At 33.9% G+C, this 12,308-nt stretch carries 11 protein-coding genes; 4 read left to right on the plus strand and 7 right to left on the minus strand.

What is annotated here, in order from left to right; genetic code table 11:
• Window positions 1–21: 21 nt before the first annotated feature.
• Entirely contained in the window at window positions 22–1,140 is a 1,119-nt protein-coding gene (locus AC3E9W_RS09325) for a GTP cyclohydrolase (protein ID WP_488768143.1), read from the plus strand.
• Between the two features lie 315 nt (window positions 1,141–1,455).
• Here AC3E9W_RS09325 and AC3E9W_RS09330 read toward each other — a convergent pair whose 3' ends face one another.
• Entirely contained in the window at window positions 1,456–1,944 is a 489-nt protein-coding gene (locus tag AC3E9W_RS09330; protein ID WP_488768144.1) for a hypothetical protein, read from the minus strand.
• A 125-nt stretch (window positions 1,945–2,069) separates the two neighbouring features.
• Window positions 2,070–3,329 carry a cysteate-C-fatty acyltransferase gene (gene capB / locus AC3E9W_RS09335; RefSeq protein ID WP_306156598.1) on the minus strand — a complete coding sequence of 420 codons (1,260 nt, stop codon included), beginning with the start codon at window positions 3,327–3,329 and terminating at the stop codon, window positions 2,070–2,072.
• A 256-nt stretch (window positions 3,330–3,585) separates the two neighbouring features.
• Between capB and nirK the strand changes: the two genes are divergently transcribed.
• From nirK to AC3E9W_RS09350, 3 genes are read left to right on the plus strand one after another with little or no spacing between them, the layout of a single operon-like run.
• On the plus strand, window positions 3,586–5,034 hold the full coding sequence (gene nirK, locus AC3E9W_RS09340; protein ID WP_488768145.1) for a copper-containing nitrite reductase: 1,449 nt from the start codon (window positions 3,586–3,588) through the stop codon (window positions 5,032–5,034).
• A gap of 14 nt (window positions 5,035–5,048) precedes the next feature.
• Entirely contained in the window at window positions 5,049–5,792 is a 744-nt protein-coding gene (locus AC3E9W_RS09345; RefSeq protein WP_488768146.1) for a formylglycine-generating enzyme family protein, read from the plus strand.
• Between the two features lie 47 nt (window positions 5,793–5,839).
• Window positions 5,840–6,436 carry an SCO family protein gene (locus tag AC3E9W_RS09350; protein ID WP_488768147.1) on the plus strand — a complete coding sequence of 199 codons (597 nt, stop codon included), beginning with the start codon at window positions 5,840–5,842 and terminating at the stop codon, window positions 6,434–6,436.
• A gap of 278 nt (window positions 6,437–6,714) precedes the next feature.
• On the opposite strand, the gene AC3E9W_RS09355 is transcribed toward AC3E9W_RS09350, so the two are convergent.
• The 5 genes from AC3E9W_RS09355 to AC3E9W_RS09375 form a co-directional block, all read right to left on the minus strand.
• Window positions 6,715–7,947: a hypothetical protein gene (locus AC3E9W_RS09355; RefSeq protein WP_488768148.1), complete on the minus strand. Its 1,233-nt coding sequence runs from the start codon at window positions 7,945–7,947 to the stop codon at window positions 6,715–6,717.
• A gap of 210 nt (window positions 7,948–8,157) precedes the next feature.
• Window positions 8,158–8,889, minus strand: a complete 732-nt coding sequence (ric, locus tag AC3E9W_RS09360) for an iron-sulfur cluster repair di-iron protein (protein WP_456893443.1) — start codon at window positions 8,887–8,889, stop codon at window positions 8,158–8,160.
• A 26-nt stretch (window positions 8,890–8,915) separates the two neighbouring features.
• The gene (locus AC3E9W_RS09365) at window positions 8,916–11,150 is read right to left on the minus strand and encodes a nitric-oxide reductase large subunit (RefSeq protein ID WP_488768149.1); all 2,235 of its coding nucleotides are present in this window, start codon (window positions 11,148–11,150) and stop codon (window positions 8,916–8,918) included.
• 103 nt (window positions 11,151–11,253) lie between these two features.
• Window positions 11,254–11,781, minus strand: coding sequence for an azurin (gene azu, locus AC3E9W_RS09370; RefSeq protein WP_306156611.1), 528 nt, complete (start codon window positions 11,779–11,781; stop codon window positions 11,254–11,256).
• A 22-nt stretch (window positions 11,782–11,803) separates the two neighbouring features.
• Entirely contained in the window at window positions 11,804–12,253 is a 450-nt protein-coding gene (locus AC3E9W_RS09375; protein ID WP_306157028.1) for an RrF2 family transcriptional regulator, read from the minus strand.
• Window positions 12,254–12,308 lie beyond the last annotated feature (55 nt).

Below are 12,308 nucleotides of genomic sequence, written 5' to 3' on the forward strand. Positions count from 1 at the left end.
AGGACACTCAATACCACCTTAATGATTACAATTAAAGAAGCTAAAAGCAAAAAAGAATTAACCGAATATATCAAATTTCCTTTTTCACTATATAAGGATAGCCCATATTGGGTGCCGCCTATTATTTCAGACGAATTGGAGTCTTTTGATAAAACTAAAAATCCTGCTTTTGACAATGCCGAAGCTTACTTTTATTTGGCTTACAGAGACAATAAAATTGTTGGACGTATTACTGCCATTATCAATTGGTCTGAAGTTAATAATCAGCATAAGAGAAAAGTGCGTTTTGGATGGTTTGATGTAATTGATGATATTGAAGTTACAAAAGCATTGCTTGAAAAAGTGTATGAACTGGGAAGAAAACACAATTTAGAGCATGCTGAAGGCCCAATGGGATTTTCGAATCTAGATAAAGTTGGGGTTCTTACTGAAGGATATGACCAAATTGGAACCATGATTACATGGTACAATCACCCGTATTATGTAACGCATTTGGAGCAATTAGGGTTTCAGGTTGAAAAACAATATATAGAAAGTATATTTCCTTTTTCGAATGTAAAACCAGAATTCTTTCAGAAAGCGCAAGAGTTAATCAAAAAGCGCTACGGATTAAAAGCGCTTAATTTTACCAAAACAAAAGACATTATGCCTCACGTAGACAAAATGTTCGATTTGTTTAATGAATCTTACGAAAAACTGGCTTCGTTTGTCGCTATTTCTGACGTTCAAAAAGAATATTTTAAAAAGAAATATATCAGCTTTATTAATCCAGAATATATCAAATTTGTTGTTGATAAGGATGATAATCTAGTAGCTTTTAGTATCGTAATGCCGAGTTTTGTTGAAGCTTTGCAAAAAATAAAAGGAAAATTGTTCCCATTTGGATTCCTGCAGTTATTAAAAGCTAAAAAACACAGTAAAGACGTTGTTTTCTACCTCATCGGAGTTCATCCTGACTATCAAAACAAGGGTGTTACAGCTATTATTTTTGATGAATATTATAAAACGTTTTCTGCCAAAGGAATTCAAACTTGTATCAGAACTCCTGAGCTATTAGAGAACAATGCAATTCATTTGCTTTGGAAAAACTTTAATCCTACTATTCACTGTCAGAGAAAGACGTATTTGAAGAATCTTTAGTTTTTTTTTAGTCCTTAGTGTGTTTAGTGCCTAGTCCTTAGTTTAATGAATTTTAATAAAACTTTAGTAGCATCCTGCGATGAATGCAAAAGTGATTTTTTTATAGATAAGTCACAGATGAGAAATTTATGTCCTGAATGTGCACATTATATTTATGGATATGAAAATTGTAAGCATGAATTTATTGATGAACATTGTTCTAAATGCTATTGGAACGGAAATTCTTCTACATACATTGACAAAATTAAAAGTAAAAAATAAAAAAATCCATTCGTCCCCAAAACGAATGGATTTTTCACTTTATAAAACACATCATTACTCTACTTTGCAATCTACTTTTACCAAAGTATTTTTTTGATCAAATTTTAGCTTTGATTTATCTTTAAAAGAAACTTTGTTATTTGCTTCTACTACATCTCCATATCCTTCAATAAAAGTTCCGTCTTTTTGAAGAAAAACAACTTCTCTAACAGATGAAACTCCTTCAGAATTAAAAGTATAATCTGCGACCAAAGTATCTCCTTTCATATTTCCAATTAAACTTCCTTCGTTTTTATCTTTTCCAACCAAATTATAACTTACTGTCCCGTTTACTTCTTGATGAGAATTTACGTTGAAACTCATCTCGATAACACTTCCGTTAGCTCTCCAAGCATAACATTGATCCCCTGCCGGTTCTACAATTTCTGCTTCTTTAGGTGGACTAGGCGTAATTTGTACTGGCTCTGTTGTCGTTGTTTCTTTTTTACATGAAGCAAAAATCGACAAGGCAAGTACTGCTGTTAGTGTTAGTACTTTTTTCATATTTTCCATTTTTATTTTGTGATTATAGTATAAAGTTAATTCAATTCAAAAAAAAATCCATTCGTAGAACAAATGGATTTTTTACATAATTCCCACTTAAGGAAATCTATTTTTTTTTTTAGAATTTACGAAACGTCAACAGTTGTACGTTCTGCAATTTCTTTATAAGTTCCGTTAACTAATTTCTCACGAATTGCTTCGAAAGCCGTTAAAGTCTCTTCGATATCAGCTAAAGTATGAGAAGCCGTAGGAATCATTCTCAATAAGATAATTCCTTTTGGAATAACTGGATAAACTACAATAGAAAGGAAAATACCATAATTTTCTCTTAAATCGTTTACCATTACCATTGCTTCAGGAATACTTCCTTCTAGGTAAACTGGTGTGATACAAGTATTTGTATCACCAATATTAAATCCTTTTTCTTTAAGACCGCTTTGTAATGCATTTACATTTTCCCAAAGTTTGTCTTTAATTGCAGAAGACTGACGCAATAACTCTAAACGTTTTAAAGAACCAATAGTTTGAATCATTGGCAATGCTTTAGCAAACATTTGAGAACGTAAGTTGTATTTCAAATAATCGATAACTGTTTTATCAGCCGCTACGAAAGCACCAATATTAGCCATAGATTTTGCAAAAGTAGAGAAGTAAACATCAATCTGATCTTGAACCCCTTGCTCCTCACCTGCTCCAGCACCCGTTTTTCCTAGAGTACCAAAACCGTGAGCATCGTCTACTAATAATCTGAAATTGTATTTTTTCTTTAATTCAGCAATTTCTTTTAATTTTCCTTGCTGTCCGCGCATTCCAAAAACACCTTCAGTAATAAATAAAATACCTCCGCCTGTTTCTTCTGCCATTTTAGTAGCACGTTGCAAGTTTTTCTCCATACTTTCCAAATCATTGTGTTTGTATGTGAAACGTTTACCCATGTGCAAACGAACACCATCAATGATACATGCATGTGAATCAACATCATAAACAATAATGTCATTTTTAGTAACCAAAGCATCAATAATAGACACCATTCCTTGGTAACCAAAATTTAATAAATAAGCAGATTCTTTCATTACAAATTCTGCCAATTCATTTTCTAATTGTTCGTGGTAAGTAGTGTGTCCAGACATCATACGAGCTCCCATCGGATAAGCTGCACCAAACTGAATTGCTGCATCTGTATCTGCTTTACGAACTTCTGGATGATTAGCTAAACCTAAATAATCATTTAAACTCCAGTTTAAAATATTTTTTCCGTGAAATTGCATTCTAGGACCCAACTCTCCTTCTAACTTTGGGAAAACATAATAACCTTCTGCTTGAGAAGCCCATTTTCCTAAAGGTCCTTTATTGTCCTGAATTCTTTCGAATAAATCTTTTACCATAATATATGTAGTAATTTTTTTTACTTAATCAGCGAGCAAAAATAATCATTATTAATTTAAAATGAAGAGCCTCAATTATTTTTATTAAAAAATATTCTGCTGCAAAAAAAGAATACAGTTTTGCGCCTCTTTGTTTGCTCCCAAAAAGCCCTGTTTCACGCTGTAATTATGCCAAAACATGATTAATATCATAATAAAGGATAAAAAAGTCTTTTATTTTTGTTTAAAAATTTAACACAAAACAAAATAATAGATCATGAAACAAACTACCAAAACCCGGATTAAAACGAGTGCTCTAATCTGTTCGTTATTTATGCTGCTAATTTTAGGAAGCTGTAAAAAAGAGCAAGATAAAATTTACGCAGACATCACAACTCAAGGCGAAATGGAGGCCGAACTTACAGCTCCTCCTCACGTTCCAAAACCTGTTGGCGACAGAACCGCAATGAAGTTAAAATTAAACATGGAAATCAAGGAACAAGAAGGCACAATGACAGATGGGGTAAAATATACCTATTGGACATTTGGTGGCTCAGTTCCCGGAAGTTTCATTAGAACCCGTGTGGGCGATGAAGTAGAATTTCATTTAAAAAACCATCCGGATAATAAATTGCCTCACAATATCGATTTACATGCTGTAACTGGTCCAGGAGGTGGAGCAACTTCTTCTCTTGTGGCTCCTGGTCATGAAAAAGTTTTTAGTTTTAAAGTGATAAATCCTGGTTTATATGTATATCACTGTGCAACTGCTCCTGTGGGGATGCACATTGCAAACGGTATGTACGGATTGATTTTGGTTGAACCAGAAGGCGGACTTCCACCAGTTGACAAAGAATATTACGTAATGCAGGGTGATTTTTACACTCAAGGCGAATATGGAGCAAAAGGCCTTCAGCCATTTGACATGAATAAGGCAGTAAAAGAAACTCCTGATTATGTTGTATTTAACGGAAAAGTGGGGTCATTAACAAATGGAAATGAATTAACAGCAAAAGTGGGTGAAACCGTTCGTTTATTTGTTGGAAACGGTGGACCAAATTTGGTTTCTTCTTTCCATGTTATTGGTGAAATATTCGACAATGTTCATGTTGAAGGCGGAACTGTTGTCAATAAAAATGTACAGACTACTTTGATTCCTGCTGGTGGCGCTGCTATTGTTGATTTTAAAGTAGAAACACCAGGAACTTTTATTTTGGTTGACCACTCTATTTTCAGAGCATTTAATAAAGGGGCACTAGGAATGCTAAAAGTAGAAGGAAAAGAAAATAAAAACATTTATTCTGGAACTATTCAAGAAGGTATTTATTTGCCTGAGGGCGGAACAATCCAGAAAATACCTGAAACTGGAGCTTCAAAAACAACAGCGATTCCAAAACGTACCGTTGAAGAGAAAATTAAAATTGGTAAAGAAATTTTTGGAACAACTTGTTTTGCCTGTCACCAATCTGAAGGACAAGGAATTCCAAGTACTTTCCCTCCTTTGGCAAAATCAGATTATTTAAATGCCGATTCTAAACGTGCTATTAAAACAATTTTGCATGGTTTAACGGGAGAAGTAACTGTTAACGGGAAAAAATACAACAACATAATGCCAGCTCAGAATTTATCTGATGATGAAATCGCTAATGTGCTTACCTACATTTATAACAGCTGGGGAAATAATAAAACAGAAGTTACTCCAGAAATGGTAAAAGCTTTAAGATAACAGCAAACTCTAGCATGAAAAAATACATTTTCATACTTATTATTCTCTTTTTCTCTGCACTTAGTGTCATGAAAGCTCAGGAAAAAGGAATGGCTTTCATAAAAGAGGGATCTTTTGTCCCTCTTTATGGAGCCGTTTCTCAAAAACCAGTAACTGTAACATCTTTTTATATTGACATTTATCCCGTGACAAATGCTGAGTTTTTAGAATTTGTCAAGAAAAATCCTTCTTATCAAAAATCAAAGATTAAAGGAATTTTTGCCGATAAAAGTTATTTGGCTTACTGGTCAACTGATCTTGATTTTGGAAATGCAAAAGCCAAATCTCCAGTAACCGGCGTTTCTTGGTTTGCAGCAAAAAAATACTGCGAATGTCAAGGAAAACACTTGCCAACAATGGACGAATGGGAATATGTAGCTATGGCCGACACTAAAAAAATAGACGCACGAACTAAAAAAGAATTTAACGAGTATATCTTATCCTGGTACGAGAAATCGAAGACGTATGAAAATGAGATTGGAAAAACTTTCAAAAATTATTGGGGAGTTTACGACATGCACGGTTTAGTTTGGGAATGGACATCTGATTTTAACAGCATTTTTTTATCGGGAGAATCTAGAAAAGACAAAAGCAGTGATAAAAATCTCTTCTGCGGAGGCGCCTCTGTAAACGCATCCGATCTAATGGACTATGCCGCTTTTATGCGATATGCTTTTAGAGGAAGTTTGAAAGCACAATATTCAACACGAAATCTATGATTTAGATGTGCCAGCACGACAAAACCTAAAATTTAATTTAGTTAAAAATGAAAAACATAGCAATTGCTTTTATTCTTCTTTTCTCCTTCTACAGCTGTAAAGAAGCAGATAAAAAAGAAAATAAAGCAGAAACAAAGAAGGAAATTAGTGATTTATCGATTTACAATCTTCCATCTAAATGGACAACACAGGACGGAAAAAATATTGAATTGAAATCGCTTAGAGGAAATGTTTTGGTTATGGTAATGATCTACACCAGCTGCAAAGCAGCCTGCCCAAGATTGGTAGCCGATATGCGAGATATTGAATCTAAACTGAATGCCAAAACAAAACAACACGTAAAACTGATTTTGGTGAGTATAGATCCAAAAACTGATACTCCAGAAAGATTAAAAAAGTTTGCCATAGAAAATAAAATGAATCAAGATCCTTGGATTTTCCTTCGTTCAACGGAAGAAAATACACGTGAATTTGCAGCAGTTTTAGCCGTTAATTACAAAAAAATATCTCCAATAGATTTTTCGCATTCGAATATTATTAGTGTTTTTAATCCAGAAGGAGAATTAATTTTTCAGCAGGAAGGTTTAGGAGTAAATAATGAAAAGACTATTGAAACCATAAATCAGGAAGCAGGGAAAATATAGATATTTTAAATAGGTTAATTAGTAAGAACAAGAGCAGGTTTATGATAAAATCGGCTCTTGTTTTTTTATATAATGGAATTCATTTAAGCTTCGGAGAAGCGAAATATTTATAGAAACATTACACGTCACGTTTTAAAGCTCCAGCGGGAGCGACATATTTATCACGTTAGCAAAATTATATTCCTAATATGAATATATAAATATGTCGCTCCGCTGGAGCTTCTTTTCTTTATTATCTTATTTTTCTACAAACATGTCGTCTCTCTGAGACTTTTTTCTTAATCTGTGGCTTTTTTTAAATTTTCAAATTTCAATTTTATTATAGAAACCATAATTAAAGCTAAGCCTAAAACCAAAAGAATACTGAATATCAAAATACTCTGAAAATATCCTGAAATACTTCCTCCTCCAAAAAAGAAAAACCAGCCTTGCAAAAACAATAAAACTTCAGTCAAAATATATCCTAAAATAAAAATCTTTACTCCTATTTTTAAAGCAGAAGAATTGGAAGAAAGCATTTTATTCTGGATCAAAATCCCAAACAAAAATCCGGTTATGATTCCTAAAGTCGTTAAATGAATAAAACCAATTACAAAATTTCTGATTTGGTGTGAAACCTCAGCCAAATTGGGAAAAATGGTCAGCAATTGGATTCCGACTTTCAAAAACAGGGAAGTTAAAGCTAAACCATAAACCAATTTAGTTGTTTTATCTAAAGAACTTTTAAAAGTGCTAATTTGAGATTTTAGCATTTTGTAGAAATAAATAAAAGCTCCCAATTGAATTAAAACTCCCACTACATTGATAGAACTCAAAATATCATTTTCGACAAACCAGCGAATTGGAAAGCAGACGGTTAAAAGCGTAGAAATAACCATAAAGAAGTAAAACTTTCTAAATTTTATCTCATCAATTTTATTTTGAAATTGTTTTAAAAACAAAGCTAAAATTGCCAATATAAACCAGCCATTAAATTGAAAATGAAGAAAAAACTGAATGGCAATCTGATAAAAAGCACTTTGTTTTCCTAACGTGCTTACGGCCGGTCCAAGACACCAGACTCCACAAGTAGATAAAATCATAAACAAAATAGAAGTCAGTAAAAGTTTTTGCGCTGGAGTTTTTTCTTTGGGTGAATCTTTCCAAACTAAACGGCAAAAAATATAGCTTAGTAAAATATGCAAGGTCGAAAAAACAATAGAAAACAAAGCATATCCTTGCATTGGAAAAGCAATCATCATTCCGATTACTGAAAATTCTGTCAGCCAAAACAAACGGTTATAAATAGGTTTCTGACTTTTTTCTTTTGGAATAAAAAAATGAACGATCAAAACATAAACGATCAAATAAACCCAGCCCAACATAGCTGTATGCGAATGCGCATGAAGCAGAAAGCTGTAGTTTAGAAAATCTAACGGAAAGAGATACATAAAACGCATTAATAATCCGAAAATACAGGCAATCAGAAAATTAAAAAAACAGCAGAGTATCCAGCTTTTTTGAGAATTCATAACGTGCATTTTTATTATTTTTTTTAGCCACGAATTTCACAAATTTCACTAATATTTACTTTGTCTACAATAATGCAAATGCAAAATTTGAGAAATTGAATTAAAATTAAAAAATTGGTGCAATTCGTGAAATTCGTGGCTAAAAAAAAACACCGACAATTATCATTTTGATATATTTTATCGGTGCTTTTCCAACTATTAAATTAACCTTTATTCTACTTCAACAAAATCTTTTTCAAGAAGAACTGCTTTTGGAAACAAGATATTATTTTCCAAATGAATGTGTTTATGCAAATCTGCTTCGAACTCTTTCAGCATGGCAAAAGTTACTCGGTAAGTGGTACAAGCATCTGCCGGCGGATTATAATTATTGGTTAAAGCAGCAATTTCTCTAAAACGCTCTCCTTCATTATCATGTTCGTTCATCATCATCGCAATCGGATTAGAAACCGTTCCGAAAGATGGTTGCGATAAAATTCCATCAGATTCTTTCGTTTTCACCATTCTTTTCACAAATGGAAACAGAACCAATTCTTCTTTTTTCATATGCTGAGACAATTCACCTGCACACCCAATAAACAATTCATTTATTTTAAATAATTCTGGATGATTTGCTCCATGAACTTTACATAATTTATCTAAAAACGGAAGAATTACGTTCGTTTTTTCTTCCACATAACGATGATGTGTTTTCTCGATATAATCTGCCAATAAATCTAAAGGCCAAGAATTGAAATCAATGTTTCCGTTATTTTCTGATTGTGCAACCTGTAGAACATTTTCTAATAATGCATCTGCGTCAATATTTTGTTTTTCGCAAACTTCGGTAACTGTTCGGTTTCCTTTACAGCAAAAATCTATTTTGTATTTAGAAAATACTGCAGCTGTTCTAAAATCTTCAGCTACAAATGATCCAATTGTTTTGTTTTTTAAATTTTCCATGATAATCATTTTTTAAGTTTTGTGTTTTATTTTTTGTTTTTTAATGTGAGTTCAAATACAAACCAGGCCATAGTAATGAACCCGATTCCGAAAATCGAATCTCCGATGGCACGAAGCCACTTTAAGGTAATCATTGCAGGCTGTTGCATTAATTCTGATGAACGCGCGTACCACATTCCATGATTAATACTTTCAATTGCTTGCCAAACTCCAATTGGAAGAAGGCTTAGAATGGCCATCAGAAATAAACCAATATTCAAAGACCAGAAAGTAATACTAAGCAGTTTGGTATTCCAGCTTACATTTCGGTATAAACTTCTTAGTACAAATAATACGAGACCAATTCCTAACATTCCGTAAACTCCAAACAAAGCCGTATGTCCATGTAAAGGCGTTGTATTTAATCCTTGCACATAATACAGTGCTATTGGCGGATTAATAATGAATCCGAAGATTCCTGCTCCAAGGAAATTCCAGAATGCTACAGAAATCATAAAATAAATTGGCCATTTGTAATCGGCTATCCATTTTGTTGATTTTGACAGTTTATAATTTTGATACGCTTCAAATCCAATTAAAGTCAGCGGAACCACTTCTAAAGCACTAAAAGTTGCTCCTAATGCCATAATCGCCGTTGGTGTTCCAGAGAAATACAGGTGGTGGAATGTTCCTAAAATTCCTCCAGCCATAAAAATAATGGTGGCAAACAACACATTTAAAGTCGCTGTTTTGGTTTTTAATAATCCTAAGCGAACAAATAAAAAGGCAATTACAACAGTTGCAAATACTTCGAAGAAACCTTCAACCCAAAGGTGAACAACCCACCATCTCCAATATTCTGCAATGGCTAAATTGGTTTGTCTTCCCCACATTAATCCGGCTCCGTAAAACATTGCGATTGCAGTACAAGAAACTAAGAACAATATGATTAGGTTTTTCTCTTCTGTTTTTTTCTTTAAAACTGGAAGCAACGGACGAATCATTAAAGCCAGCCATAAAAACAGTCCTACCAAAAGGAAAATTTGCCAGAAACGACCTAAATCAACATATTCGTAACCTTGATGCCCAAACCAGAAATTTTGAACTAAATTCAGTTTTTGCATTACTCCAAACCATTGTCCGACCATTGAACCTAAAACAATAATCAATAAAGCAATGAACAGGAAGTTAATGCCAAAACATTGAAACTTAGGATCTTTACCAGAAACTGCTGGAGCAATATATAATCCTGTTGCCAGCCAAGCTGTTGCAATCCAGAAAATAGCCAATTGCGTATGCCAGGTACGCGTTACGGCATACGGCAGAATTTTATCAATTGGGATTCCGTAGAGTCCATTTCCTTCAACTCCATAATGCGCCGTTATAATTCCGAACACCATTTGCAGCACCATCAGTAAACTTACAATCCAGAAATATTTGGTTACCAATCCCATCGATTTGGTTTTGCCTTGTTTGATAATCGGATCTTCTTTTGGCAGCGGAAATTCTTCTTCCTCTCCTGATTTTGCATGATAGAAAACTAAGATTCCGACACTCAAAATCAACAAAATGATACTTACTCCAGACCAAGCCAAAAGTTCTGTGGTTGCAACATTTCCAACCAATTCGTCTGAAGGCCAGTTGTGTGTATATGAAATATTTCCGTCAGGTCGATTGGTTACTGTTGCCCAAGTCGCCCAGAAGAAAAAGGCATTCATTTTATGCATTCTATCTACATCTGTAATAGAGTTTTTAGGAATTGCATAGTCGCCTCTCAGTTTATCAAATTTTGGATCATTCGTAAAAAGACCTTTATAATATTCGCTTAAATATTCAATCGCAGCCAAACGGTTTTCAGAAATAGTAAGAACACCTGTTTCGGCATTGTAACGATTTGTTCGCACATCCTGCTGCAGACGAATCTTCAGAGCCGATTGTTTTTCGGCATCCAACTCGGCATACTTCTTATTAAAATCCTTTTTTGCATAAATATCCAGTATAAAACGTGCCTCTCTATGCAGCCAATCTGCGGTCCAGTCTGGGGCCACATAGGCGCCGTGTCCCCAGATAGATCCCACTTCCTGGCCTCCTATACTTTGCCAGATATTTTGTCCGTCTTTAATTTCGCTTTCGCTAAAAACAACTTTTCCTGAATCGGTTACTATTTCTTTCGGTACTGGGGGTGCCTGCTGATAAATTTCGTAACCATAATAACCAAGCACTGCAAATGATATGCTCATCACTAGTGCAAAAATTAGCCATAATTTTTTTTCTCTTTTCATTTCCTTGGGGGGAATTTGAAATAAAAGACAATTTTATCTTTTATTAGTTTTAAAAAAAACTCCAACTTAAAACATTGGAGTCTGTGGTATTTATTTTGTTTTTTTATTCAACAATTAATACACCTTTCATCATAGCCACGTGGCCAGGGAAAGAGCAAATAAACGGATAAGAGCCTTTTTTGTCTATTGTAAACTCGATTGTATCTTCTTCTCCACCGCCTAATAATTTAGTGTGCGCAATAATTGAAGCTTTTTCAGATTCTGGAATATAGTCAGTTGCTTTAGCGTCATTTGCTTTTAAAGCGAAGTTTGACTGATCTGTTCCTTCTTGTAAGATCACTAAATTGTGTCCCATTGCTTCTTTAGGGATTTTTCCAACATGTTTTAAAGTCAGTTTGATTGGTTTCCCTGCAACCGCTTTCAACTCACTTGTATTAAACTGCATTTGATCATTTCCTTCAATAACTAATACATTTTCTTCTGCTGCTGGGGTTACAGGAGCTGCTTCTCCTTCTGTAGAAGTTTCAGTTGTCTCAGTTTGATCTGCTGGAGCTGTTTCTTTTTTACCGCAAGAAGTTATTGTTAAAAATCCCATTAGGATTAATAGTGAAATTTTGGTTTTTGTATTCATTTTTAAGATAATTTATTTAATATTAATCGTTTATATTCAATGTTTTTAAAAAGAAATCGCCCGATTTTACGTCTGAAGCGAGTTGTTCTAAAGTAGTTTTAGTCAGCATTTCTAAAAGCAAACCTCGTATTTTCTTGAATTCATGATGAACAGGACAAGGATGCTCTTCTGAACATTCTTTTAAACCAATACCGCAGCCGCTGTAAATTTTATTTCCATCTATCGCATCTACAATCTGAATTAATTTTATTGATTTTGATGCTTCTGGAGAAACCTCGAAACCGCCCCCTACTCCTTTTGCCGAATGAATAATGCCATTTTTGGTCAAAATCTGCATAATCTTGGCGGTAAATGGTTCTGGAGAATCGATTTCTTTTGCAACATCTTTTATTCCAACCCTAATCCCTTTTGAAGATTTGGTTGCAATAAATATTGAAGCCCTTATTCCGTATTCACACGCTTTTGAAAACATACATCCTTTAATTATTCTTAGCAAAGATATATAGGTTTTATATAAAAGACAAATT

The sequence above is a fragment of the Flavobacterium sp. 38 genome (assembly GCF_057799715.1).

Excerpts from the sequence above, each read along its gene's own strand:
- AC3E9W_RS09325 (WP_488768143.1), top strand. The coding sequence starts at position 22 with ATGATTACAATTAAAGAAGCTAAAAGCAAAAAAGAATTAACCGAATAT.
- AC3E9W_RS09330 (WP_488768144.1), bottom strand. The coding sequence starts at position 1,944 with ATGAAAAAAGTACTAACACTAACAGCAGTACTTGCCTTGTCGATTTTT.
- capB (WP_306156598.1), bottom strand. The coding sequence starts at position 3,329 with ATGGTAAAAGATTTATTCGAAAGAATTCAGGACAATAAAGGACCTTTA.
- nirK (WP_488768145.1), top strand. The coding sequence starts at position 3,586 with ATGAAACAAACTACCAAAACCCGGATTAAAACGAGTGCTCTAATCTGT.
- AC3E9W_RS09345 (WP_488768146.1), top strand. The coding sequence starts at position 5,049 with ATGAAAAAATACATTTTCATACTTATTATTCTCTTTTTCTCTGCACTT.
- AC3E9W_RS09350 (WP_488768147.1), top strand. The coding sequence starts at position 5,840 with ATGAAAAACATAGCAATTGCTTTTATTCTTCTTTTCTCCTTCTACAGC.
- AC3E9W_RS09355 (WP_488768148.1), bottom strand. The coding sequence starts at position 7,947 with ATGAATTCTCAAAAAAGCTGGATACTCTGCTGTTTTTTTAATTTTCTG.
- ric (WP_456893443.1), bottom strand. The coding sequence starts at position 8,889 with ATGGAAAATTTAAAAAACAAAACAATTGGATCATTTGTAGCTGAAGAT.
- AC3E9W_RS09365 (WP_488768149.1), bottom strand. The coding sequence starts at position 11,150 with ATGAAAAGAGAAAAAAAATTATGGCTAATTTTTGCACTAGTGATGAGC.
- azu (WP_306156611.1), bottom strand. The coding sequence starts at position 11,781 with ATGAATACAAAAACCAAAATTTCACTATTAATCCTAATGGGATTTTTA.
- AC3E9W_RS09375 (WP_306157028.1), bottom strand. The coding sequence starts at position 12,253 with ATGTTTTCAAAAGCGTGTGAATACGGAATAAGGGCTTCAATATTTATT.